The organism is Acinetobacter sp. NIPH 2100 (genome assembly GCF_000369805.1).
Classification (GTDB): Bacteria; Pseudomonadota; Gammaproteobacteria; order Pseudomonadales; family Moraxellaceae; genus Acinetobacter.
In genome coordinates, this window is sequence record NZ_KB850224.1 from 1,436,500 (window position 1) to 1,462,068 (window position 25,569).

Annotated in this window: 25 protein-coding genes and 1 pseudogene; 11 read left to right on the forward strand and 15 right to left on the reverse strand. The window is 40.4% G+C overall.

Going from position 1 to position 25,569, the window contains the following annotated elements:
* Window positions 1-86 precede the first annotated feature (86 nt).
* The 7 genes from cyoE to ppsA all read right to left on the reverse strand — a co-directional run bounded on the left by cyoE (window position 87) and on the right by ppsA (window position 8,744).
* Entirely contained in the window at window positions 87-965 is an 879-nt protein-coding gene (gene cyoE / locus F887_RS11370; protein ID WP_005293019.1) for a heme o synthase, read from the reverse strand.
* A 10-nt stretch (window positions 966-975) separates the two neighbouring features.
* Window positions 976-1,305 carry a cytochrome o ubiquinol oxidase subunit IV gene (locus F887_RS11365; protein ID WP_005293023.1) on the reverse strand — a complete coding sequence of 110 codons (330 nt, stop codon included), beginning with the start codon at window positions 1,303-1,305 and terminating at the stop codon, window positions 976-978.
* On the reverse strand, window positions 1,305-1,925 hold the full coding sequence (gene cyoC, locus F887_RS11360) for a cytochrome o ubiquinol oxidase subunit III (protein ID WP_005293026.1): 621 nt from the start codon (window positions 1,923-1,925) through the stop codon (window positions 1,305-1,307). The genes F887_RS11365 and cyoC overlap by 1 nt, the downstream gene beginning before the upstream one ends.
* A gap of 4 nt (window positions 1,926-1,929) precedes the next feature.
* The gene (gene cyoB, locus F887_RS11355; RefSeq protein ID WP_005293029.1) at window positions 1,930-3,921 is read right to left on the reverse strand and encodes a cytochrome o ubiquinol oxidase subunit I; all 1,992 of its coding nucleotides are present in this window, start codon (window positions 3,919-3,921) and stop codon (window positions 1,930-1,932) included.
* Window positions 3,922-3,924: 3 nt separating this feature from the next.
* Window positions 3,925-4,971, reverse strand: coding sequence for a ubiquinol oxidase subunit II (gene cyoA, locus F887_RS11350; RefSeq protein WP_005293031.1), 1,047 nt, complete (start codon window positions 4,969-4,971; stop codon window positions 3,925-3,927).
* Between the two features lie 299 nt (window positions 4,972-5,270).
* Window positions 5,271-6,032, reverse strand: a complete 762-nt coding sequence (locus tag F887_RS11345) for an RDD family protein (RefSeq protein ID WP_005293034.1) — start codon at window positions 6,030-6,032, stop codon at window positions 5,271-5,273.
* Window positions 6,033-6,365: 333 nt separating this feature from the next.
* The gene (ppsA, locus tag F887_RS11340; protein WP_005152026.1) at window positions 6,366-8,744 is read right to left on the reverse strand and encodes a phosphoenolpyruvate synthase; all 2,379 of its coding nucleotides are present in this window, start codon (window positions 8,742-8,744) and stop codon (window positions 6,366-6,368) included.
* A 158-nt stretch (window positions 8,745-8,902) separates the two neighbouring features.
* Between ppsA and F887_RS11335 the strand changes: the two genes are divergently transcribed.
* The 5 genes and pseudogenes from F887_RS11335 to F887_RS11320 all read left to right on the forward strand — a co-directional run bounded on the left by F887_RS11335 (window position 8,903) and on the right by F887_RS11320 (window position 13,658).
* The gene (locus tag F887_RS11335) at window positions 8,903-9,739 is read left to right on the forward strand and encodes a posphoenolpyruvate synthetase regulatory kinase/phosphorylase PpsR (protein ID WP_005152027.1); all 837 of its coding nucleotides are present in this window, start codon (window positions 8,903-8,905) and stop codon (window positions 9,737-9,739) included.
* 84 nt (window positions 9,740-9,823) lie between these two features.
* On the forward strand, window positions 9,824-10,555 hold the full coding sequence (locus tag F887_RS11330; protein WP_005293036.1) for an SDR family oxidoreductase: 732 nt from the start codon (window positions 9,824-9,826) through the stop codon (window positions 10,553-10,555).
* Window positions 10,556-10,563: 8 nt separating this feature from the next.
* Window positions 10,564-11,166 (forward strand): 2-hydroxychromene-2-carboxylate isomerase, encoded by a 603-nt coding sequence (locus F887_RS11325; RefSeq protein ID WP_032862818.1) that lies wholly within the window; start codon window positions 10,564-10,566, stop codon window positions 11,164-11,166.
* A 37-nt stretch (window positions 11,167-11,203) separates the two neighbouring features.
* Window positions 11,204-11,296: pseudogene (locus F887_RS18460) on the forward strand (phosphoenolpyruvate synthase regulatory protein); the annotation flags it as partial.
* Between the two features lie 277 nt (window positions 11,297-11,573).
* Window positions 11,574-13,658 (forward strand): sensor domain-containing protein, encoded by a 2,085-nt coding sequence (locus F887_RS11320; RefSeq protein ID WP_005293041.1) that lies wholly within the window; start codon window positions 11,574-11,576, stop codon window positions 13,656-13,658.
* A 60-nt stretch (window positions 13,659-13,718) separates the two neighbouring features.
* On the opposite strand, the gene F887_RS11315 is transcribed toward F887_RS11320, so the two are convergent.
* Window positions 13,719-14,720, reverse strand: a complete 1,002-nt coding sequence (locus tag F887_RS11315) for an LLM class flavin-dependent oxidoreductase (RefSeq protein WP_171067450.1) — start codon at window positions 14,718-14,720, stop codon at window positions 13,719-13,721.
* Window positions 14,721-14,856: 136 nt separating this feature from the next.
* Window positions 14,857-15,369 carry a glycine zipper 2TM domain-containing protein gene (locus F887_RS11310; RefSeq protein ID WP_005293046.1) on the reverse strand — a complete coding sequence of 171 codons (513 nt, stop codon included), beginning with the start codon at window positions 15,367-15,369 and terminating at the stop codon, window positions 14,857-14,859.
* A gap of 246 nt (window positions 15,370-15,615) precedes the next feature.
* On the opposite strand from F887_RS11310, the gene F887_RS11305 reads away from it, so the two are divergent.
* On the forward strand, window positions 15,616-16,329 hold the full coding sequence (locus tag F887_RS11305; protein ID WP_005293049.1) for a pseudouridine synthase: 714 nt from the start codon (window positions 15,616-15,618) through the stop codon (window positions 16,327-16,329).
* Here the strand turns inward: F887_RS11305 and F887_RS11300 are convergent, their stop codons facing one another.
* The 3 genes from F887_RS11300 to F887_RS11290 form a co-directional block, all read right to left on the reverse strand.
* Entirely contained in the window at window positions 16,330-16,773 is a 444-nt protein-coding gene (locus tag F887_RS11300; RefSeq protein WP_005152043.1) for a GNAT family N-acetyltransferase, read from the reverse strand.
* A gap of 99 nt (window positions 16,774-16,872) precedes the next feature.
* Window positions 16,873-17,181, reverse strand: a complete 309-nt coding sequence (locus F887_RS11295; protein WP_005152044.1) for a type II toxin-antitoxin system RelB/DinJ family antitoxin — start codon at window positions 17,179-17,181, stop codon at window positions 16,873-16,875.
* 61 nt (window positions 17,182-17,242) lie between these two features.
* Window positions 17,243-18,199 (reverse strand): pseudouridine synthase, encoded by a 957-nt coding sequence (locus F887_RS11290; RefSeq protein WP_005293051.1) that lies wholly within the window; start codon window positions 18,197-18,199, stop codon window positions 17,243-17,245.
* A gap of 117 nt (window positions 18,200-18,316) precedes the next feature.
* Here F887_RS11290 and tsaE point away from each other — a divergent pair, with 117 nt between their 5' ends.
* The 5 genes from tsaE to F887_RS11265 all read left to right on the forward strand — a co-directional run bounded on the left by tsaE (window position 18,317) and on the right by F887_RS11265 (window position 23,223).
* Window positions 18,317-18,793, forward strand: a complete 477-nt coding sequence (gene tsaE / locus F887_RS11285; protein WP_005293054.1) for a tRNA (adenosine(37)-N6)-threonylcarbamoyltransferase complex ATPase subunit type 1 TsaE — start codon at window positions 18,317-18,319, stop codon at window positions 18,791-18,793.
* Complete coding sequence (mutL, locus tag F887_RS11280; RefSeq protein ID WP_005293056.1) at window positions 18,783-20,723, forward strand: DNA mismatch repair endonuclease MutL; 1,941 nt, start codon at window positions 18,783-18,785, stop codon at window positions 20,721-20,723. The genes tsaE and mutL overlap by 11 nt, the downstream gene beginning before the upstream one ends.
* A gap of 6 nt (window positions 20,724-20,729) precedes the next feature.
* Window positions 20,730-21,674, forward strand: coding sequence for a tRNA (adenosine(37)-N6)-dimethylallyltransferase MiaA (gene miaA, locus F887_RS11275; protein ID WP_005293059.1), 945 nt, complete (start codon window positions 20,730-20,732; stop codon window positions 21,672-21,674).
* 91 nt (window positions 21,675-21,765) lie between these two features.
* Window positions 21,766-22,284, forward strand: a complete 519-nt coding sequence (gene hfq, locus F887_RS11270) for an RNA chaperone Hfq (RefSeq protein ID WP_005293062.1) — start codon at window positions 21,766-21,768, stop codon at window positions 22,282-22,284.
* Window positions 22,285-22,365: 81 nt separating this feature from the next.
* The gene (locus F887_RS11265; protein WP_005293064.1) at window positions 22,366-23,223 is read left to right on the forward strand and encodes an EamA family transporter; all 858 of its coding nucleotides are present in this window, start codon (window positions 22,366-22,368) and stop codon (window positions 23,221-23,223) included.
* A gap of 41 nt (window positions 23,224-23,264) precedes the next feature.
* Here F887_RS11265 and F887_RS11260 read toward each other — a convergent pair whose 3' ends face one another.
* The 3 genes from F887_RS11260 to F887_RS11250 form a co-directional block, all read right to left on the reverse strand.
* The gene (locus tag F887_RS11260; RefSeq protein WP_005293069.1) at window positions 23,265-23,918 is read right to left on the reverse strand and encodes an oxygen-insensitive NAD(P)H nitroreductase; all 654 of its coding nucleotides are present in this window, start codon (window positions 23,916-23,918) and stop codon (window positions 23,265-23,267) included.
* 215 nt (window positions 23,919-24,133) lie between these two features.
* Window positions 24,134-24,850 carry a UDP-2,3-diacylglucosamine diphosphatase gene (locus F887_RS11255; protein ID WP_005293071.1) on the reverse strand — a complete coding sequence of 239 codons (717 nt, stop codon included), beginning with the start codon at window positions 24,848-24,850 and terminating at the stop codon, window positions 24,134-24,136.
* 89 nt (window positions 24,851-24,939) lie between these two features.
* The gene (locus F887_RS11250) at window positions 24,940-25,449 is read right to left on the reverse strand and encodes a peptidylprolyl isomerase (protein WP_004661403.1); all 510 of its coding nucleotides are present in this window, start codon (window positions 25,447-25,449) and stop codon (window positions 24,940-24,942) included.
* Between the last annotated feature and the right edge of the window lie 120 nt (window positions 25,450-25,569).

A 25,569-nucleotide genomic window follows, 5' to 3' on the forward strand; every position in this document is an offset into this window, starting at 1 on the left:
TTTAGGCAATAAAGAACAGAATGTTTTTATTGCACGAAATGATAAAAATTGGGAGAACATAAAAAGATAGAGCATTCTCTATCTTTTTAAAAAATAGGGAAGAATGGTGCAGGACTTTTAAAGGTGAAGCTAAAGCTTAAACTGATGACAGTAATGAGAATTACTGAGAAAAGGAAAAAGCGTTTGGCCCAAAGCTGATCATCTTCGGCCTTGAATCCTAAAATAGCAATGTAGAACCAGTAAATGCAAAGTACATTACAGATGACCAAGAAAACAATATTGGTGTATCCATATACATATAAAGCATTCATCGCTAGAGTAAATAAAACCACATAAATCAGTGATTCGATTTTTGTTCTAAGGATGGAACGGGCTACAGGTAAAATAGGAACGCCTGCATTTTTGTAGTCGTCAAAACGATAAATCGCGATTGCCCATGAATGTGGCATTTGCCATAAAGCATATGCAACAAAGATCAATAAAGCCGCCATATCGAACTGATGACTTACAGCCACATAACCAATAACAGGTGGACTCGCTCCAGAAATACTACCAATGACGGTTTGATGGATTGTAGTGCGTTTGCTCCACAAACTATAAAAACCGACATAGACTACAAAACCAATGACCGCGAATAAAAATGCATAGGCGTTGACATAGAACCAGATAATGCTAAAGCCCATCACACCTAAAACCAGCGCATAGCACATAGCCACAGTCGGGGAGATGGTTTTTGTCACAAGTGCACGGTTCATGGTGCGTTGCATTTTTTGATCGATGTCTTGATCAATAATGTTATTGACTACACAACCAGAGGCAACCACTAAAGTTGTTCCGAGTAGGGTAAGCAATAATAAGAGGTAGTCTATAGAGCCTTGGGCGGCTAAGAAGAAGCCGCCCAAGGTGGTAATAAAATTACCGAAGAGAATTCCTGGTTTAGTCAGGAATAAGTACTTTTTCCACATGACAATCAGTTTAGATCATCATGTTGTAGTGTAGGTAATTCATAATCCACACAGAGCCGACTAAAAGTACAGCGATACATAAGATTGTGTAGATAAATGCAATAAGATTCCAACGCTGTTCAGATGATGTATTCATGTGCAAGAAGTACACAAGTTGTACAAGTACCTGAGCAACAGCAGTAATTGCAATTACTGTAACTAAAATGCCACGACTGAAACCACCCGCCATCACCATCCCGAAGGGGATGATGGTGAGGATAACAGAAAGGATAAATCCAATTGTGTACTGTTTAAAGTTACCGTGTGACGCACCTGCCGCATTATGGTCATGACTACTCATTAGAGAACTCCCAGTAAGTAAACGACGCTGAATACACAGATCCAAACGATGTCAAGGAAGTGCCAGAACAAGCTTAAGCAAGCAAGACGACGTGTATTCGGTAAGGTCAAACCATTCTTTTTGATTTGGTAAATCAATACCAACATCCACACTAAACCAGAAGTTACGTGGATACCGTGTGTACCAACCAAAGTAAAGAATGCAGATAAGAAAGCACTGTGAGTTGGACCATGGCCTTCATGTACAAGGTGATGAAACTCATAGATTTCCATACCAATGAACGATGCACCAAAAAGGAATGTAATGAATAACCAAGTGATCACTTGATTTACATTCTTTTTATACGATGCAAGTACAGCAAAACCAAATGTTACCGATGAGATCAATAAGGCAAATGTTTCAGTTAACACGAAGCCTAATGAATCATGGAACAGGTCATATGCACTTGGAGTTCCTGGTGGAATATGACTGCTTAATACAGCGAACGCAATGAAGAGTGATCCGAAAAGAATCAAGTCACTCATCAAGTATGTCCAGAAACCGAAGACCGTTAAGTCCGTATCATCATGTTCATGATGACCATCGTGGCCGTGGTTGTCGTGATGAAGTACTTCAGCCATTTCCTTAGTCCTTCTTCAAGTGTTTTTCAAGTAAAGCATAGCGTTCGTTTTCAATACGCTCAACTTCAGCAGCAGGAACGTAGTAGTCAACATTCTTAGTGAATGAGCTTACGATCAAGCTAACAACAGCTGCAACGAATGAAACAACAACTAGCCACCAAATATGCCAGATGAGTGCAAAGCCAAGTACAGTAATGAACATTGCAATGACAAAACCAGCAGCACGATCAGTCGGCATGTGGATGTCTTCATATTTAGTGTCACGTGCGTATGCTACACCATTTTCTTTGTCAGTCCAGAAACGGTCTACACCGCTAGCTTCTGGTACGTGTGCAAAGTTATAGAATGGAGCAGGAGATGACGTTGCCCACTCAAGGGTACGGCTATCCCATGGATCGCCAGTGTGATCCATATTGTCCTTACGTTGTAAGAAACCAACAATGATTTGCATTAAGAAACATGCAATACCGATTGCGATAAGAACAGCACCAAACAATGCAATAGCTAAGTACGGATCCCATTCAGGGTTGTCATATGTATTCAAACGACGTGTCATACCCATGAAACCAAGGATATAAAGTGGCATGAATGCAAAATAGAAACCGATGAACCAGAACCAGAATGCAGCTTTACCCCATGCTTCGTTGAGCTTCCAACCAAACATTTTCGGCCAGTAGAAGATGATGCCGGCAAACATACCAAACACCACACCACCGATAATTACGTTATGGAAGTGAGCGATCAAGAATAATGAGTTGTGTACCAAGAAGTCCGCAGGTGGAACAGCCATAAGTACACCAGTTAAACCACCGATACCGAATGTTACAAGGAAGCCAAGCGTCCATAACATTGGAGTTGTATAGGTGATGCGACCTTTATACATTGTGAATAACCAAGAGAAGATTTTCACGCCTGTAGGAATCGCAATAACCATGGTCATGATACCGAAGAACGCGTTAACGTTCGCACCAGCACCCATGGTGAAGAAGTGGTGAAGCCATACAACGAATGCAAGTACAGTAATTGCAATTGTCGCATACACCATAGACTTGTAACCGAACAACGCTTTGCGAGAGAAGGTTGCAACGATTTCTGAGTATAGACCAAATGCTGGTAATACCAAGATATATACTTCAGGGTGACCCCATGTCCAGATCAAGTTCACGTAAAGCATTGGGCTACCGCCAAGCTCATTGGTGAAGAAATGGAAACCGAAGTAACGGTCTAAAGTAAGCATTGCAAGCGTACCTGTTAATACAGGGAATGATGCAATGATTAATACAGCCGTACAAAGTGAAGTCCAGGTAAAGATCGGCATGTCCATCAATTTCATGCCAGGTGCACGCATTTTGATGATGGTAACAAAGAAGTTAACACCAGATAAAAGCGTACCTAGACCAGAAACCTGAAGTGCCCAGATATAGTAGTCAACACCCACACCAGGAGAATATTGAATGCCAGATAGAGGAGGGTAAGCCATCCAACCAGTCGCAGCAAATTCACCTAATACAAGTGAAAGCATCATCAAACCAGCAGCACCAGCGAATAACCAGAAGCTTAAAGAGTTCAATAATGGGAAAGCAACGTCACGAGCACCAATCTGTAAAGGTACAGAGATGTTCATCATACCGACAACAAGACCCATTGCTACGAAGAAGATCATGATCACACCGTGTGCGGTGAAGATCTGGTCGTAGTGGTCTGGATGTAAGTAACCTTCGCCGCCGCCTTTCGCGAGGAAAAGTTGTAGACGCATCATGATCGCATCGGCGAAACCACGCAACAGCATGACTACAGATACGATGATATACATGATACCAATCTTTTTATGGTCTACAGATGTAAACCACTCATTCCACAAATATCCCCATTTTTTGAAATAGGTGATACCGCCTAAAACAGCAATTGCACCAAGTGCCATAAAGACCATGGTGACAAGTACAAGGGGTTCTGTCGGGATCGAATCCCACCCTAGTTTACCAAAAATCATATCCATGTCTTATTCCCCTTGAGCAGCGTGTTCTGCTGCAGCATGAGTTTCTGCATTTGCAGCAGAATGGTCAGCACCGTGATAGTTACTCATGTAGTGGTTGATGATTGTTTCAAACAATTTTGGTTCAACTGATGAGTAATAAGTCACAGGGTGTGGCTTAGTCGGGAACGGTTTCATTGCTTCAGCTTTAGCAAGTGCTTGTTCATCACCAGCAGCTTTAGCACGATTGACTAAATGCTCGATCTGATGCTTAGAACGATCACCATCTTTAAGCGTTGCTAACTCAGCTTGGTCAAGTGTGCCTTTTTGAATTGCTTCAGGGTTGATACTTGTACCATTGCCAGCTTTAACTGCTTCTACCCATTGTGCAAATTCTGGCTCAGTCACGCTATGTGCTTTAAAGCGCATTTGTGAGAAACCGTAGCCTGAATAGTTGGCTGAGAAACCACGGAAAATACCTGGTTCATCTGCTAATAGGTGAAGGTGAGTTTGCATACCAGCCATCGCATAGATCTGACCGCCTAACTGAGGGATGAAGAACGAGTTCATCGTGAAGTTAGAAGTGATCTTAAAGCTTACTGGTGTTTGTTCTGGGAAGCGTACTTCGTTTACCGTTGCAATGTTTTGCTCAGGATAGATAAAGATCCATTTAAACTGTTCAGCGACAGCTTGAATGGTTAATGGTGCTTTATCAGATTCTAACGGACGGTAAGGGTCGTACTTGTGGGAACCCCACCAAGTTAACCAAGCTAAAATACCAATAATAATGACAGGTACACCCCATACAACGATCTCAATTGTCGTAGAGTGTGCCCAAGTAGGTTTATAGTCTGCATCTTTATTCGACGCGCGATATTTCCAACCAAACCACAATGCCATAATGATTGATGGAATCACCACCAATAGCATTAAATAGATCGCAGTCATCATCAAGTTACTTTGACCTTGACCAACTGGACCTTTATTGTTTAGAAGTACCATATCACCGCCACACCCAGTTAAGAGTGCAGCCATCGTTGATAAAGACAATACAGCTAAAATCGTTTGTCTCATTTTACAACCTCGGTGAAGAGTCCCATTCCCTAATTAAAATTATGGGATAGCGATTAAAGTGTCGCGTGATTGATAAGAATTGATTAAAAAGTACTTAGCAATCACGCGACACCGCAACGTTGTTGGGCATTATGCCTCATATTGAAAAACTAAGCTACTGATAAAGTGGTCTGAACTGCTTGTTTTAAAACCCGATTTATCTTGTAGGGATTATTGTTTCGGTGCATTCTTTTTCTATAGATATCAATTTAATATATAAAAAAAGAGGAATAAATCCTCTTTTGTTTATTGATTTGTGATTACTGCTTAATGACCTTAGTTTTTGCCAATTTATCGTGCAAAGTCTGGCGATTTTTTGTAAATGCGAATAAAGCGTAATCGATCACAGTAATGATTGGTACAAGGATAATGTTGAGAAAGATAAAGAACACACTTCTCAACCAAAAGGCACGAATTGTGCTCACAGGTGCAGAAGTTTCAGCATCTACAATTTTAATCTTGGCGATTTTTTTACCGATACTTTGACCCGATTTAGCAATAAAGAAAGCTTGGATCATAAGCATGATAATCAGGTAGGTAAAAATCATCATCCATGCTTCATTTGGGATGAGCTGCATGAGTTGCTGCTGTAATTCTACTGCTTTATCAGAGGCAATCTGAGTTGCTTGCATTTGCTTTTGAATTTCAAATAACTCTTGATATTGGCTTTCATTAAAAAAGAAAGATGGAATAGATGCCATCGGTAGCCAAAGGATTAAATCGAAAATTTTAGCAAGTGCACGAGAATGAAAAGGAGCTAATGCTGGAGCCTTTTGCTCAACTTTGATGGTGTAAGTTGGTTCGTTCGTTTCAGTTTTAATGTGAGTGCTAAAAGGAGAGTAACCTACAGGTTCGTAGACAAGTTTGCCTTGTGTCAATTCGCCAAGTGTTTTCCATTCGGCCATTCCTTCGTGCCAAGCCAAATCTGTCAATAAAACTTGTTGACTGGCAAGCATCTGGTTCACTTGTTCTAAACTATAAGGTCCTGCTTGTTGATTATTACGAGCCAAGTAAATTTGCATAATTTTAAAATCTCAATTACAAGGGTGTGTTGACATTTCAGACATGTCTTGCGTTATAGGCTAAAACAACCTAAACAAGGCTTGAAACGTAGACAATGGTATTCCCCTTGTCAAGTTTCATAACGAAGTTTGGGGAAGTTTTAGCCATAACCCTCTAGGGACAAGGACATTTTTGCCACTACTGCGTTATGTCTTACTTATTTAGAATGGCTAAATTGCGTAAGCCATGCCTTGTATTGTCTAAAATGTCCGTTGTCGCAAGTATCTCTGAAATATCAACAGACCCTACGATGAAAAAAGACCCTGCGAAAGAGGGTCTTTTTCTAAAAAAGACTAGGCTTTCTTGATTTGTTCTTCAGCAAGGAAGAACCACGTATCAAGCACTGAGTCAGGGTTAAGTGACACAGATTCAATACCTTGTTCCATGAGCCATTTAGCAAGGTCAGGGTGATCCGAAGGACCTTGACCACAAATACCAACGTATTTTCCTGCTTTGCGGCATGCATGAATTGCCATAGACAGAAGTGCTTTAACAGCTGGATCACGTTCGTCAAATAAGTGAGATACGATACCAGAGTCACGGTCAAGACCGAGTGTTAATTGTGTTAAGTCATTTGAACCGATAGAGAAGCCATCGAAATGTTCAAGGAACTGTTCAGCCAATAATGCGTTGGTTGGAAGTTCACACATCATGATGACTTTAAGACCATTCTCACCACGTTTTAAGCCGTTCTGAGCAAGGAGTTCTATCACACGTTTTGCTTCAGACACTGTACGCACGAATGGGATCATGATTTGAATATTGGTTAAACCCATTTCATCACGGGCTTTTTTCAACGCACGGCACTCAAGCTCGAAACAGTCACGGAAGTTGTCAGATACATAACGACTCGCACCACGGAAGCCCAACATTGGGTTTTCTTCTTCTGGCTCGTATAACTTACCGCCAATTAAGTTTGCATATTCATTTGACTTAAAGTCAGACATACGAACGATGACTGGTTTTCCTGCAAAAGCAGCAGCAAGCGTCGAAATACCTTCAACTAACTTTTCTACATAGAATTCGATTGGAGAAGAGTAGCCTGCGGTACGTGCCATAACTGCAGCACGTGTTTCACGTGGTAAGCTTTCAATATTCAATAGTGCTTTTGGATGCACACCAATCATACGGTTAATGATGAACTCAAGACGTGCAAGACCAATCCCTTCGTTTGGAATTTGAGCGAAGTCAAAGGCACGGTCAGGGTTACCGACGTTCATCATGATTTTAAACGGCAGAGATGGCATTGAATGAATCGAATTACGTTGAACTTCAAAGTCTAACGCACCTTCATAAATAAAGCCGGTATCGCCTTCAGCACATGAAACAGTCACTTCTTGACCATCGGTCAGTACTTCTGTGGCATTACCACAACCAACGATTGCAGGCACGCCTAATTCACGTGCAATAATTGCCGCGTGGCAAGTACGACCACCACGATTGGTCACAATCGCTGCTGCACGCTTCATCACTGGTTCCCAATCTGGGTCAGTCATGTCAGAGACAAGTACATCACCATCTTGGACTTTATCCATTTCTTTAATCGAGGTTACAACACGAACTTTACCAGAACCAATACGTTGACCAATTGAACGACCTTCGCAGATAACTGTACCGCGTTGCTTTAACAAGTAGCGTTCCATGGTACCGACATTTTGACGGCTTTTTACGGTTTCTGGACGCGCTTGAACGATATAGATTTGACCATCATCTCCATCTTTCGCCCATTCGATATCCATTGGCGAGCCGTAATGTTGCTCAATGATCAATGCTTGTTTTGCAAGTTCGTGAAGTTCATGATCATTTAATGCAAATTGTTGACGCTCTGGTTTTTCAACATCAACCACAACAACTGATTTACCCGCAGCACCTTCTTCACCATAAATCATTTTTTGGTGTTTTGAACCAAGGTTGCGACGTAAAACTGAGTGTTTACCTGCATTTAAAAGTGGTTTAGATAAGTAGAATTCGTCAGGGTTTACCGCGCCTTGAACAACCATTTCACCTAAACCGTAAGATGCCGTAATAAACACGACATCACGGAAACCTGATTCTGTATCAAGCGTAAACATAACGCCAGCAGCACCCGTTTCAGAGCGAACCATACGTTGTACACCAGCAGAAAGTGCAACAACACTATGTTCAAAGCCTTGGTGTACGCGGTAAGCAATCGCACGGTCATTATAAAGTGAAGCAAAAACTTCTTTAATCGCGATCAGAACGTTATCAATCCCGCGAATGTTCAAGAATGTTTCTTGTTGACCAGCAAAAGACGCATCTGGTAAATCTTCAGCAGTCGCAGAAGAGCGTACTGCAACAGCAATGTCTGGGTTACCGTTTGAAAGTGCAGCAAATGCTTCACGAATTTCTTGTTCTAATGTCGCAGTAAGCGGAGTTTCAACAATCCAGTTACGGATTTTTGCACCCGTTTCAGCAAGTGCATTTACATCTTCTACATTGAGCTGAACAAGTTCAGCCTGAATACGAGCGTTTAAGCCGCTTTGATCCAAGAACTCACGATAGGCAGCAGCAGTAGTTGCAAAGCCACCAGGTACCGATACACCAGCATTGGATAAATGGCTGATCATTTCACCCAGAGATGAGTTTTTCCCACCTACGAGCTCGACATCGTGTTTTCCTAATTTTTCCAGACCGATTACGCGCGCTTCCAAAGTATTTACTCCACTTTTTTTGCAGTATGAATGACCATCATTGGTATGAAATTATACGAAAGTGCTTAGAATTAGTGTTTTACTAAGCGACAGTCATGTTAGATGAGTTTACTATAAAGATTATAGAGCACTAAGACAAATGTTTGAGGAGAATTTTGATGCCCGAAAGTAAACAAATTAAACGGAGCGTATTTTTTATTTCAGATGGCACCGCAATCACCGCAGAAACCCTTGGACATTCACTACTTGCGCAATTTCCGAACGTTGATTTTGACATCCATATTATGCCTTATATCACGACGGAAGAGGCGGCCATGAATGTGGCTGTAGAGATCAATGCATGCCAAAGTCGAGATGGGTCGTTACCCTTGGTTTTTGACACTTTGGTTGACCCACATGTTCGTGAAATTATCAATACTGCGAAAGCCGTAAATTTGGATGTTTTTGAGGGCTTAATTAGTAAACTTGAACAAGAAATTGGAGTTCCACCGACCACCTTAGTTGGACAAACTCATGCGGTAACCGATTCTGAATATTATAAAGCACGTATCGATGCAGTGCATTTCGCCCTAGATAATGATGATGGGGCAAGAACTCGACACTATGATAAAGCCGACATCATTTTAATTGGTGTGTCGCGTTCAGGGAAAACCCCAACCTCAATTTATTTGTCATTACAATTCGGTATTCGTGTTGCGAACTATCCGTTGACCGAAGAAGACTTGGATGACAACCGTTTGCCAAAAGTGCTGCGCGAACATAAAAACAAATTGTTTGGTTTGATGATTGATGCTGAACGTTTGGTAGCGATCCGCAACGAACGCAAAGCGAATAGCCGTTATTCAAGTTTCAGTCAGTGTCAAATGGAATTACGTGCGATTGAAGGGATCTATATTTCAGAAGGGATTAAATATTTAAATGTCACTGAAATGTCGATTGAGGAAATCTCAACACGTGTTTTACAAATGACCGGTTTAAAACGTCGTATTGGTTAAATATGATCGTGATTTAAGGAGCGTAGAGCAAATTTCTACGCTTTTTTGAATGTCTGTGACGTATGAAAATTAGGGGGCATGGATATGCCAGATAATAAAAAGGTTGCTTTGATTATTGGCGCAGGTGATGGTACTGGTGGTGCGATTGCCAAAAAATTTGCCAAAGAAGGCTATATTACCTGTGTTACCAGAAGAAATATCGCTAAGTTAGATCCGTTGCTCCAAGAAATTCAACAATTCGGTGGTATTGCACATGGTTTTGGCTCTGATGCGCGTAATGAACAAGACGTAATCGAGTTAATTGAAAAAATTGAAGAAAGTCACGGTGAGATTGACGTTTTTGTTTTTAATATTGGAGCAAATGTGTGGTCAAGTATCGTTGATGAGACCTCACGTAAATATTATAAAATATGGGAAATGGCATGTTTCAGTGCTTTTCTTTCCGCTAGAGAAGTAGCTAAAAAAATGTTGCCTCGCAAAAAAGGGACTATCATTTTTACGGGTGCAACAGCGTCTATCCGCGGATCTGCTCATTTTGCTGCATTTTCTGGGGCAAAGCATGGGTTGCGTGCTTTAGCGCAAAGTATGGCACGTGAGTTATGGTCACAAGGTATCCACGTTGCACATGTCATTATTGATGGTGCGATTGATACAGATTTTATCCGTGAAAATTTACCTTTAGTCTATGCACGTAAGGAACATGACGGCATTCTTAACCCTGAGCATATTGCTGAAAACTATTGGTTTTTACATCAGCAACCGAGAGATGCTTGGACTTTTGAACTTGATTTAAGACCTTGGTCTGAGCAATGGTAATGTCAATAATGCAAAAAACAATTGATTTTTATTTTGATTTTGGCAGTCCTGCAAGTTATCTCGCATTTACCCAGTTGTGTAAAATAGAGCAAGAGTTAGGCTGCAAAATTCATTATAAACCTGTACTGCTAGGTGGTATTTTTAAAGCTACCCATAACGCATCTCCGATGACTGTCCCTGCCAAAGGCATGTACGTAATGCAGGACTTAAATCGCTACGCAGCGTTATATGAAGTTCCTTTGGTTTTTAATCCTTATTTTCCCATTAATACGCTGGTTTTAATGCGTATTGCTTTGGGGCTTCAATTGTACCAACCCAATGATTTTCTTCGCTTTGTCACTTCAGTTTTTGACGCAATTTGGGTGAGTGGTTTAAATATGGGGGATGAACAGATATTGGCTGAACGGATTGCAGTATTGGGATTAGATTTGACATCTACGCTTTCATTAAAAGATAACTCTCAAGTGAAAGATCAATTGAAAGAGGATACTTCGCTGGCTGTACAAAGAGGCTTATTTGGTTTGCCGACGATGTTTGTAAATGATGAAATGTTTTGGGGACAAGATCGTTTAAGCTTTGTTAAGGATGCAGTACAGATGGAAGAGAGCTAAGCCTTGATCAGATTTTGAAAGGATTCATTTTTCTAAAGACATTCAATATTTAAATGTCATTGAAATATCGATTGAAGAAATCTCAACACATATCTTACAAATGACTGGTTTAAAGCGTCGTATTGGTTAGATGAAATCAGACTACTTTTGTCATCTGGATGGGGGGATTCTGTAATTTTTTAGATCATTTTTATAAGAAAATTTTGACAAAGATCGTTAATTTAAAATAAATAATTGATATTAAATAATAAAGTAAACCTAACTGATCAGTGTTAGAATTGGTGATAATTTTATTGCATTTCTGCTACAATATTGTGACTTAAATCTCACTTTTACTGTTGGTGGTCTATGACTTTCATTGCAACTGAATATCTTGCTAGAAAGAGTTCTGTTTGGAACAGAAGTCTGTGAACTTGGCTATTCCCTTTCATTCTAATCATCCAATGAATATGAGTGAGGCCCAACAAAATATTTTGAATCGTATTCCGAGTCTGGTTTGGCTGCTCTCAGAGCACGGAGATGCCTATTTTTTCAATAGTGTAAGCCAAGAATATATTGGTTTTAACGACCTAGAACATTTTGCAAAAGACTGGATCGATTTAATCCATTCAGAAGATAGAACAATCTTCCAAAGTGAGTGGCAGCAAGCATCTACCTATAAATCTCCCTTTCAAATTGAATGTCGATTAAAGCATCAATCAGGTGCATATCGCTGGTTTTTATTGTCAGCAAAATTTTTAGAGGCAAATTCAGAAGAAAAGGCGCATTGGTTTATTAACAGCGTCGATATTCACGAAACCAAGCAGTATCAACAGAACTTAGTCCAGTGTATTAATGCCCAAACCAACATGCTGGATAATAGTGTTGATTGCATAAAATTATTAGAAGCAGATGGTTCTTTACTCCATGTAAATAAAACGGGATGTATCGCGCTGAATATCCCTCAAAGCCAAAATAGCTTTGGCATGAAGTGGGCTGAACTGTTACCGGTAGAAATACGTTCGAAAGCGACCTATGCCCTAAAAACGGCACTTAAAGGTAAAGCCGCACGTTTCCGTGGCATGAGTGGCGAAGGGGCTGAAAGACAATATTGGGATAATTTGCTTACGCCGATCTTGAATGATAAAGGGCAGACCGTGCAGGTATTGTGTCTGTCTCGTGATGTGACCACACAAAGACAAACTGAAATTCAATTACAGCTATCGAGTGAATTGGATGATTTAACAGGATTGTATAATCGTCGTTTCTTCAAACTACAACTCAAGCGCTCACTACATCGACATAAAAAAGGCGAAAAGCTACTTGGCTTGATGCTGTTGGATTTAGACTACTTTAAACATGTGAATGATACGCTTGGCCATGCAGCTGGAGATCATTTACTTCGTGTCCTGTCTAAACGAATCGAAAATATTTTGCCTGAACATACTTTTGTTGCTCGTTTAGGGGGTGATGAGTTTGCGATCGTCGTCAATGGAATCGAGACACAAGTAGAGCTGGAAAAAATTGCAGTCGATGTCAGTCGCCAGTTAGAAGCTCCAATTACCTATGCGGGTAATTTGATTAATGGCAGTATGAGTATTGGTTGTGCGATTTATCCACGCGATGCCAAAGATTCAGCGAATTTAATGAAGTGTGCAGATACCGCACTCAATGATTTGAAGGCGACTGGGCGTGGCGGTTTTCGTATGTTTAACCATCAGATGCAAGTTGCAGCTCAAAACATTGCGATTCAATTAAATGACGCACGTCATATTATTCGTGATGACCTTATTGTTCCATTCTATCAACCTAAGGTGCGTCTGGCGGATGCGAAGGTGGTTGGTTTCGAGGCATTATTGCGTTGGCAGACGGAAGATCAGCATATTCATTCACCTTGTAATATTGAACAGGCGTTTCAAGACTATATTCTGGCGACAAAAATCAGCGATGCGATGCAAAATAAGGTTTTTAAAAATATCGCAGCGTGGATAGCGCAGGGGGTGGATGTTGTTCCTGTCTCAATCAATGCAGCACCAGTCGAATTTCTGAAAGATAATTATGCTGAGCGTTTACTGCAGCGTTTAAATGCCTACAAAATTCCGCATCATTTGGTGGAAATAGAAATTACGGAACATATATTGGATGATCGTGGCTCTGACTATGTGATCAGGGCATTGAATCTACTGAAACAACAAGGCGTGAAAATTTCATTGGATGATTTTGGTACAGGGCATTCTTCGTTAACCCGTTTACGAGACTATCCTGTAGATTGCTTGAAGATTGACTGTGATTTTATTCGTCAAATGAATGATGATGAGGCGATTTTAGCGATTGTACAGGCGATCATCGCATTAGGACCAAAACTGTCGTTGGATATTGTTGCGGAAGGGATCGAGAACACTGAACAATTAGAACTATTAAAATCTTCTGGATGCTCCATCGGACAAGGTTTTTTGTTTAGTCGTGCAGTGAATGCACAACAAGCCACACAGATGCTCCAAGCTGGACTTTAAATGGATGATGAATCTACAAGGTTGATCGGGAAATAAACCTTGTAGACTTCAGCAATAACCTTATTTGCCTTTTATGTCCATCAATAAACTAAAGTTTTCCAAGCGTTTTTGCGTGTCATAAATATCGCAAGTGAAGATAAATTCATCGACATCATATTGTGCAGCGATTTTATTTAAGCCCGCTTGAACGGTTGTTTGGGAACCAATTTGCGCCATGGCATAAAAATTCTGAATCGCCATTTGTTCAGCGCTATTGGCAAGACCTTCTGTAGAGTCAATCGGTGGTTTTAGCTTCAAGCTATGGCCACGGATCAGATTCAAAATACGCTGATATGAACTGGTTGCCAAATACTGGGCCTCTTCATCGCTTGCAGCAACAACTGTTGGGACACCCATCGAGACATAAGGCTTATCCAGATATTCAGAAGCTTGGAAATTATCACGATAAATGTCGATCGCCTGACCTAACATTCTTGGGGCAAAATGAGAGGCAAAAGAATAAGGCAGTCCAAGTTTTGCGGCCAATTGGGCACTGAATAAACTTGAGCCGAGTAACCAAACTGGAACATGTGTATTTTGACCAGGTGTCGCGATAATTCTCTGATTGGGTTGTGGTGCTTTGAAATATTGTAAAATTTCCATCACATCTTGAGGGAATTGATCCTCGGTTTCCTGACGACCGCGACGCAATGCACGCATCGTCATTTGATCTGTTCCGGGTGCGCGGCCCAAACCGAGTTCAAAACGATTTGGGTAGAGTGTAGCCAGTGTTCCAAACTGTTCTGCAACCACCAGTGGTGCATGGTTGGGCAGCATGATACCGCCAGAGCCCAAACGGATATGCTGCGTATTTGCGGCAATAAATCCTAATAAAACTGCCGTAGCCGAACTGGCAATTCCGTCCATATTGTGATGTTCAGCCAACCAAAACCGCTCATAACCTAACTTTTCCGCATGTTGTGCAAGTTCTAATGCATGACGGAGAGAAAACTCGATACTCTTGTCCTCTCGAACAGGAGCGAGTTCTAGGATAGAGAACTTTATATCTTGTAGTGATTTCATCATGGTGTCTCAAAACTATATATCGAAATAATACGATATAAGTTGGACTTTGTATATCGTTTTAGATCGATATATTGTTGTTTTGATCAAACAAAAAAAAGCACCCGAAGGTGCTAAAGGGGTAAACCCAGTTGAATTAACGATTTTTGTACCAACCACGGTGACGACCATTGTCATGACGGTAGCTTTCACGAGAATTGTAATAACGACGGTCATTATAAGAACGACGGTTATCGTAACGGCGGTCATAGCGACGATCATCATAACGGCGATCGGCATCGCGATCCTGACCGACTTTCTGACCTAAAGCGGCACCACCAGCTGCACCAAGTGCTGCACCGATATAGCCACCATTGCTTCCGCCCATATTACGGCCAACGGTATAACCACCCACACCACCTAAACCACCACCAATGGCAGCTTCAGTACGGTCACGTCGATTACTAGATGCAGCGGCACCACCAGCACCACCGATTGCAGAACCAATCATTGCACCAGTGTCACCACCCAGTTGTTTACCTAAGGCAGTACCCACCACACTTCCTAAAGCAGAAGTTGCTGCTACGCGAGTTGTATTGTCTGCATGTGCAACAGTCATCATTGAAGACGCTGCTAAGATCACGCTACATAACCACATATTCGATTTCATGCTGAAACTCCTTATCCATTCTTTTGGACAGTATTCTTTTTGCTTGAGACAAATCTAACAAGACTTTTGAGCGAAAATATGGAGTGCAATATCTAAATTGAGAGTGTTTGACGAGGGTTTTGTTGGTGTTCTATAACAAATGAAGAAATTGTGAATAAATTATAAAAATAAAGAATGAATAGGCAATGAACAACAGCCTGCGCTGTAATCGAGTACAATGGACGCAGTTTCAATTAGGGCTCATTTATGCTGCTGGAAAAAATTTTGCAATCACAAGGCTTTGGTTCACGTAAGTATTGTCAGCAGTTAATTAAGAATGGTTCTGTTCAGATTGAAAGTCAGGTCTGTGATAACCCAAAACAAAATATCAATACAGATCAACTGGTCTTTCAGGTCTTTGGTGAAGAATACCAATTTCGAGAGCATGTCTATATTGTTTTGAATAAACCGCAAGGTTATGAATGTTCACATCAGGCCACACATCACAAAAGCGTATTCAGTCTTTTTCCTGAAATTTTGCTACATCGTGGAATTCAATGTGTGGGACGTCTAGATCAAGATACCACAGGTCTATTATTGCTGACCGATGATGGACAATATCTACAGGCATTAACACATCCACGTAAACATGTACCCAAAGTTTATCATGTGACCACTGCCGATCCAGTTACGGCTGAACAGCAGCAGGGTTTAGAGCAAGGTGTTGAACTGCGTAATGAGAAAGGCATTTATGCTGCTACGGATGTGCAATTATTCTCAGAACATCAAATTGCAATGACCATTCACCAAGGTGTTTACCATCAAGTGAAACGGATGCTAGCTGCTGTTGGAAATAAAGTTGAAGTCCTGCATCGTCATCAAGTGGGTTTGCTCGAACTTCCTGATTTGGCGGAGGGAGAATGGGCGTACTTAAGCCCTGCGCAAAAACAGTTAAGTCAAAACATCGCTTTAGATGAATGATTACTTTAAAAAACAATGAAAGGTTTTGAACTCACTGTCTTGAATAAAGCCCATTTGCTCGTATAGACGGTGAGATTGGTAATTGTTTTTTTGGGTTTCCAAGCTGATACGCTGTGCATTTTCATGACGTGCAAATAAAATTGCAGTATCAATCAGCTGCTTTGCTGCACCTTGTTTTCGATAAGAGGGAGTGACATAGACATCATCGAGAATATAGTAGGTTTCACAAGCCACAGAAGAAAAGGCGAGATAGAGTAAAACAAAGCCCGTAAATACATCATCTTTAACATGAATAAAAATGACACTGTCTTTATTATCGAAGCGATGTTTTAAAAACTGATACGATTGTTCAATATTTGAGGATGCACCGTAGAACTGACGGTATTCGTCAAACAAGACAGCAAGTTGATGAAGATCTTCCTTTGTTGCTCGCTTAACAATCATTCCTGTCCATCCTTATGCTTATTCATTTTATTAGGACTGTCAGGATAGCGAAAAAAATTCAGCTTAAAAAATAAAAACTTGTTTATAAATGCAACATTGTTAAGTTTTGTCACTTTCGCCAAGAAGTGCATTCAACTCTTCAAACAGGTCTTCATGATCATCTTCAATTTCGACAGAAGATGGATTTTCAGTACTGGCCGCTGCTTTTGATTTGCGCAGTTTCAGTAACTGTTCCATGTTGATGTTCTGATTCTCAATTGCGAACGGAATCGACTTGGTGAGTACCACTTGTTTAAAGAAAAGACGAACGGCTTGAGCAGGGGAGATACCCAACTGTTTAAACACTGCAAAAGCTTGCTTCTTTTCCTGTGAATCGAGGCGAACCTGATAAACTTCTGTTTTTCGCATGAAGAATAAGACCAAATATTTTTAGTTATCGTCATGTATTTTAAACCATTGCAATGTAATTTCAATATTTTTGAAGTGAAAAAATAGAATTTTTGTCATTACGTTGTGTTGGCAATGCAAGTTCAAAGTTAGAACTAAAGTGCATTTCCTTATGAGAAATCGGGTCAATAAAGCAAATTTCTTTGGCAAGTAGCTGTAAGGGCTGACTAAAATCATCTTCTGCTTTATGTTCAATTTGTGGATAAAAAGAGTCGTTAAGTATTGGAATATTCAGATAATTTAGATGTACACGTAACTGATGTTGTTTTCCAGTTTTAGGCATTAATTTGTACTTGGCATGCTGCTGATCATGCATTAATAATTCAATTCGTGTTTCAGTATTATTGGGTTTTTCGGGGTTAATTTGCATGGTGTAAAAAGGCTGACCTTTTTCTAAATGTAGCTGCAAAGTGTGTGGAAAATCCAGTTCAGATCGATATTTTGCAACCGCATGATAGACTTTTTGCACTTTTCTTTCGGCAAAAAGCTGTTGATACGCACCTCTTGAGGCCGCTTTTTTACAGAATAAAACCACACCTGCAGTTTCTCGATCTAGTCGGTGGATCGGGGTTAAATCCGCATAGCCCGTTTGTTTTTTTAATCTAACCAAAAGCGTTTCCTGAACATATTGTCCAGTCGGTGTCATCGTCAGAAAATGCGGCTTATCAACTACGAGTAAATCATCATTTTCAAATAGGATCTCATGTTGAAATGGTACGGGCACTTCATGAGCAAGAAAACGATAATAAAAAATATGAGTGTTGGGTGTATATCGACTTTCTAATGTCAGCTTGCTGCCATCTGCAGCATAAATCAGTTCATCTGCAAAGCGTTGCTGCCATTCACTGCTTTGAATATGTGGAAAATGTTGGCAAAGGTATTCAAAAATTGTAGGTGCAGAGACATCGTGAGGCAAAAAGACTTTACTGGCACTGACGCCATTGATGAGCGGAGGCGTAAATTCAATGATTGATGACATACAGCGATATCGACTCGGTATAAACGATGTAAAAAAAGCCAGTTTAAAGGGAGTTTATTAGGCTTTAAAGCAGGGCAATGTTATCATAGCTGCCATCCCAATTTTGTTTTATTTGTCATGTCGTATTCAGTGAAATTTACTTTAAATCATGAACAAGACACTCAGCGTTTTGCACATATCCTTTCTGAGCAGGTGCACTCTGGCATTATTTATTTAATTGGCGATTTAGGCGCTGGGAAGACCACTTTTACCCGTTATTTCCTACAAAATCTAGGACATCAAGGTTCGGTAAAAAGTCCAACCTATACCTTGGTTGAACCCTATTCAATTCAAGGTAAAGAAATTTTTCACTTCGATTTATATCGTTTGGACGATCCGTATGAATTGGAACTGATGGGAATCCGTGATTATTTAGAAACACCAGATGCTTTATTTTTGTTTGAATGGCCATCGAAAGGTGGAGATGAAATTCCAAAACCTGATGTGGTGATTGATATTCAAAAATCGGATGATGAATTGACACGGTTTGTCACGCTAAGCACTGAATCCGAATCTTTATCTCAAACTTTGCAGGAACAATTGAATGGCGCATGATTCAACTCGTCGTATTCATACCCTTGATGCTGCCTTAGCCAACCAGATTGCTGCGGGTGAGGTGATTGAGCGTCCATCATCAGTGGTTAAAGAATTATTAGAAAACTCAATTGATGCTGGCGCAACAGAACTGATTATTCGAGTGGCGCAGGGTGGTTCAACCCTGATTGAAATTATTGACAATGGTAATGGTATTCATGCCGAAGATTTACCATTGGCGGTAATGCGCCATGCCACCAGCAAAATTCAAACTGCTGATGATTTACATGCGATTGTTAGTTTAGGATTCCGTGGTGAGGCATTGGCTTCAATCGCAGCGGTGTCACGCTTAACTTTGACCAGTAGTCAAGATGAGCAAGGTGTTGGCTACCAAGTTGAAGTGAATGGTACGGCGTTTGACCATCAACAAATTCAGGCGGTCGCTGCACAAAAAGGCACACATATTCGGGTACAGGATTTATTTTTTAATGTGCCTGCACGTCGTAAATTTTTAAAAAAACCAACAACTGAATTTAATCATATTGAAGAAATTGTTCGCCGTTTGGCTTTAACACATTTCGATATTCGTTTCGTACTGGAACATAACGATAATATTCGTTTAAACCTTCCTGTTGCCGATAGTGGTGAATTGCGTTATCAGCGTGTGCAACAATTGTTGGGTCAGCAATTTATCCAAAATGCTTACTGGATCGATTCAGATAGTATTAATATGCGTTTGTCTGGGTGGTTGGGACATCCTTCTGACGCACGTGCTCAAGCCGATTTGCAATATGTGTATGTGAATGGCCGTATTGTAAAAGATAAAACGATTTCACATGCGTTGCGTATGGCTTATGACGGGATTTTGCATGGACATCAGCATTCATCCTATTTGCTATTTTTAGAAGTCGACCCTGAAAATATCGATGTGAATGTGCATCCAACCAAGCATGAAATTCGCTTTTTGAATCAACGTGAAGTACATGAGTTTGTACGTCACTACGCCAAAGCAACACTATCGCAATTTCAGACCGCAAGTGCGGATTTAGCGCAAGCGATGAAAACGGATGAGACGGACGATAATTTTAATTATCAACCGCAGCCGAAATATCAAGAACAATTCAATTTACATCGTGCGGCGGTTGAAGCTGAACCTCAATCAAATCTACCTGTTGAAGTATCGACAGATTTGTTGACAGAGTTTAATCAAATTCGACCACAAGCTGTGCAATACAATTCAGCGCAAGCACAACAGCCTCGATATAATGGCTCGGCACAGCTGAATAATGCGTTAAAAAGTTATTTAGCGCCTTTACGTGAAGAAGCCGAAGATGGAAATGATCAAGCTCCATCACGAGTAGATGAGTTTCCACTCGGTATTGCGATTGCGCAGCTGCATGGTATTTATATTTTGGCACAAAATACCGAAGGTCTAATTATTGTAGATATGCATGCAGCGCATGAACGTATCTTGCTCCAACAAATGAAATCGGCTTGGGATAAACCTGAATTTTGGACATCTCAACAGTTGCTGATTCCAAAAATTGTATCCATCACGCGTATGCAGGCGACACGGATCGAAGATTTACAATCACAATTACAACGTCTCGGCTTAGAAGTCGATCAATATGGCGATGATCAAGTGATTGTGCGAGGCGTGCCTGCGATTTTGCATAAAGCTGATTTTAGTAATCTCATTCCAGAATTGCTGAATGATCTCGATCCCAACGATGAGGCCAGAGGTTTATTACAAAAACGTGATGAATTGCTCGCAGGGATGGCTTGTCACGGTGCTGTGCGTGCGCATCGCCAATTAAGTCTTTCTGAGATGAATGCTTTATTACGTCAAATGGAACAAACCGAATTTGCCAGCCAATGTAATCATGGTCGTCCAACTTGGCGCGCATTTCCATTGCATCAATTAGATAAATTATTTGCTCGAGGAGAGTAGTTTTACATGTCAAATCAATTGCCCGTCATCAATTTAATGGGGCCTACCGCTAGCGGTAAAACAGCATTGGCATGTGAACTTTATGAACGCGGAAATTTCGAACTGATTTCAGTCGATTCAGCTTTAGTTTATAAAGATATGGATATCGGCACAGCGAAACCAACCAAAGCAGAGCAGCAGCAATATCCACATCATTTGATTGATATTATTACCCCTTTAGAGGTGTATTCGGCAGCGCAATTTGTCGAAGATGTTTGCCCACTGATTGACAATATGCATGCTCGTGGTAAAACCCCAATCTTGGTGGGCGGTACCATGTTGTATTTTAAAGCCTTACTTGAAGGTTTAGCGGGTAATTTACCCAATGCTGATCAAACGATACGTGATGCCATTATTCAAAAAGCTGAACAGGAAGGATGGCAATCCGTCTATGAAGAGTTGGTTGCGGTTGATCCTGTTGCTGGGGAAAAGTTCAAGGTATCTGATAAGCAGCGCATAATTCGTGCACTTGAAGTGTTTCGAATCACGGGCGAGCCGATAACAAAATTACAAGCCGAACAACCTAAAAATCAACCATATCGTTACATATTTCATAACTACGCATTGATGCCAGATCGTTTAGAATTACATCAACGCATTGAGCAAAGATTGAGCAAAATGTGGAATATTGGTTTTTTGAATGAAGTAGAGGAATTGATTAAAAAATACGATTTAAATGATGATTTACCGTCTATGCGGTCTGTGGGTTATCGTCAAGCTTTGGATTTTTTACTAAAAAGTGACTTAAGTCTCAAAAATAAAGTAGAAATGGAGAATAAAGCCCTTTTTGCGACGAGGCAATTAGCTAAACGTCAATACACATGGTTACGTTCTTTGCAAGAAATACACGATTTTAAAACTTACGTGACGATAATGCAGGCGAAAGAAGACTTGCGAAACTTCTTTGGATAAAGCAAAATTCGCAGGCTGTCTTTTTATAATTTTTAGTTTAAAAATAAAGATAGTTTTTTTGCGCTGATTTAAAAATTTTTTGGAGTTAAAAATGTCTAAAGGTCAAACTTTACAAGATCCGTTCTTAAATTCTCTCCGTAAAGAACGTATTCCAGTTTCTATTTTCCTTGTAAACGGTATCAAATTGCAGGGCCATATTGAGTCTTTTGACCAATATGTTGTTTTGTTAAAAAATACTGTAAGCCAAATGGTTTACAAACACGCGATTTCTACAGTTGTTCCTGCGCGTAACCCACGTCCTGCTGGTGCTCAAGGTACTGCTGGTGGCTTTCCTGCACAAGGTGGTACTGGTGGCTTCGGTGGTCAAGGTGCTGCTGGTGGCTTCGGTGGTCAAGGTGGCGGCTTTGGCGGTCAAGGCGGCTTCGGCGGTCAAGGTGGCGGCTTCGGCGGTCAAGGCGGCTTCGGCGGTCAAGGTGGCGGCTTCGGTGGTCAAGGTGGCTTCGGCGGTCAAGGTGGCGGCTTCGGTGTTCAAGGTGGCTTTGGTCATCAAGGTGGCTTCGATGGCGAAACTAAATTTGAAGATGGTCAAGAAGACGAAAATAATCGTTAATTGATTGATGATCTTTAAGAAAATGCCAGTCTCACGCTAGACTGGCATTTTTTTGTCTATTAAAAAGCTAGAATAAATATTATGGAAATGATTGTTGCTGCGGCATGTTGTAGTGTATTAGTCTCGATTTTGCTGAAATATTTAAAGGCAAAGGGTTTTGATGTCTTTCAAATGATCGCGTGGAATTATTTGAGTGCAAGCCTTTTGTGTTTTTATTGGTTTAAAACCGATATTACCCATATCTCATTCAATCATACCCCTTGGTGGTTAATTCTCATCTTAGCGGTGTTATTACCGAGCATATTTTTATGCTTGGCAAAGTCTTTGCAATTTGCAGGAATTTTGAAAACAGAAATTGCTCAGCGCCTTGCAGTCATCCTGTCTTTATTGGCTGCCTATTTTATTTTTGGGGAGCAATTTAGCCAGTTAAAATTAATTGGTGTTGTGCTGGGTATCATTGCGATTCTAGCCATTATTGTGGGACAAGCAACGGAACAAGCCAGCAAAGGTCTGAATTTTAAATCAGCCTTGTTTTTGTTTAGTGTATGGGCAGGTTATGCCGCAGTAGATATATTACTTAAATATAGTAGTAGCTTAGGTTTACAGTTTGCGGTCACACTGAATTTAACTTTTATTGCAGCTTTTATTCTGTCTATCGCTTATATCGCAATTACTCAACCGAATTGGCAACCTAAAAATATTTTTACAGGTTTGTTTTTGGGGGTACTGAATTTTGCCAATATTGCCTTATATGTCAAAGCTCATATGATTTTTAAAGAAACGCCTGCCATTGTATTTGCAGGGATGAATATTCTGGTGGTGGTATTGGGTGTACTCAGTGGCGTTGTGCTATTTAAAGAGCGATTAAAAGCATACACGTGGATTGGATTGATTTGTGGTGTGGTTGCGGTGCTGTGTTTGGCCAAAGCGATGATGTAGAAGAGAGTAGAGCTTGTTCTACTCTCTTGAGATTGATGTGATTATAAGCGAGTAAAAACGACTTCATCTGGGAGTCGTGATTTTGGCAGTTTGGCATTGAAATCACTGTCACTACGATAGCCGAGTGAAACAATCACAGATGCTTTTAGGCCTTTTTCAGTCAGTCCAAACTCTTCATTAATCAGTGTTCTATCAAAACCTTCCATTGGTGTAGCATCAATTCCCTCTAAACCTGCTGCAAAAAGTAATTGTCCGAGTGCAAGGTAGGTTTGATTCTCCATCCATGCAGGAAGATTTTTAAGTTCATTGCGATAGAATTCGACATAACCAGAACGGGTGTCACGCTGACCTTGTTTGGCAGCTGCATCTTTAAAGCGACCGCTGGCATCATCTTGCTGTAGCAATTGTTCTAAGTATTCTGCTGAGATATCAGTACGCGTACAAAAGACCAAGGTATGTGAAGAGTTTAGGACTTTAGCTGCGTTATAGATGTAATTGCCTGTCAATGCTGATGCGATACGTTGTTTGGCTTCATCTGTTTCAGCAATTAAAAAATGCCAAGGTTGAATGTTTACCGAAGAAGGGCTGAAACGTAAAATTTCGAGTAGTTTTTCAAATTGTGCTTGAGGAATTTTTTTCTCTGCATCATAAGCTTTTGTGGCATAACGTGTTTTTGCTGTAGCTAAAGTATCCATCCGTCATTAACTCGGTTTAAAAATTTAATTTATTCTACTTGATCTAAATTCCACTGAAAGTAGCTAAATGTGATTTCTATATAGATTTAAGTCGTATGTGAGGGAGTTAGAGTATCTAAAGCTCTGATAACGGGTAAGGAGTTAAAGCTGATAAATGTTTTATAAAAATTACTGGATGAAAAGAAGGTAAGGAATGAGTAGAACTGCAAAAATGATTAATAAAACCACGGTTTAAAATCTAATTGATAATTTTCTTGCTCATTCAGTTCTAAAATCCAAGCTGAATCTTCTCGCCAATCACCTAAAACAATACGTTGTTTATTCAATACTTGATGAATTTCAGGGCGATGGGTATGACCATGAATTAAATAATCGACTTGAGTAATGACATTTTCGACTGCTTTTGCATTTACATCCATGATGTCATAACTTTTCAGTTGTTTGGTTTCACTACTCTTTTTACGGAAGCCATTTGCAAGTTTTTGTCTAAAGCTCAATGGGGTACGTTTTATTAGCCCCAATAAGATGGGGTTACGAATCACTTTGCGAAAACGTTGATAGGCAACATCATCGGTGCAGAGCGCATCGCCATGTTCCAGTCGGAAGGTATACTGCTGAATATTCAGGCTATAGATATCGGGTAATAAAATACCGTTGAATTGATTCAGGAATTTTTGGCCTAAAGCGAAATCTCGGTTCCCAACTTGGAAATAAACTTGGTTGTTTGCCGCGGTAAATGTTTGTAATGCTCCGACAATTTCCTCTAACCAAGGCGCGGTGTAATCGTCACCAATCCAAGCATTAAACCAATCACCTAAAATATAGAGTTGCGTGTTTTTATCTTGGTATTGTTTCAATAAAGCCAAAAACCCTCGAACGAGTCGAGGGTGATCAGGTGACAAGTGTAAATCTGAGATAAACAGGTAGGTCACACTTTTATCCTATTTTATAATCCCTCCCAACCTCCCTTTACAAAGGGAGGAGTTCCCCCTCTTTTTTAAAGAGGGGTTAGGGGAGATTTTTATTCAGAGATAATTTTAGCAGATTCGATGACAACGTTCTCTAAAGGAACATCTGCGTGATAACCACGGTTACCAGTACGCACACCTTTGATTGCTTCTACAATATCAAGGCCTTCAACAACTTTACCAAATACTGCATAACCCCAACCTTGAGCTGTTTTACCAGTGTGGTTCAAGAAAGAGTTGTTTTTAACGTTGATAAAGAATTGAGCAGATGCAGAGTGTGGAGCTTGGGTACGCGCCATTGCAATTGTGCCTTCATCGTTGCTTAAGCCGTTATCAGCTTCGTTTTCGATTGAATCACGTGTTGCTTTTTCTTTGAAGTTTTCGTCCATGCCACCGCCTTGGATCATAAAACCATCAATCACACGGTGAAAAATTACGCCGTCATAGAAACCGTCACGTACATATTCTAAGAAATTTGCAACCGTTTTTGGTGCTTTTTCAGCGTTAAGCTCAAGAACAATACGACCTTTGTTGGTGTTTAATTCGACTTGAGGAAAACTCATTACATTAATCTCCTAAACATGGGCAAATTGACCATGGGTTTTTGGTTGAGAGAAGCATAAGCAAACTGTAAACTACAAGGCAAGTAAAAAACGTTAAAATCTTTCAGAAAAAGCAAAGAT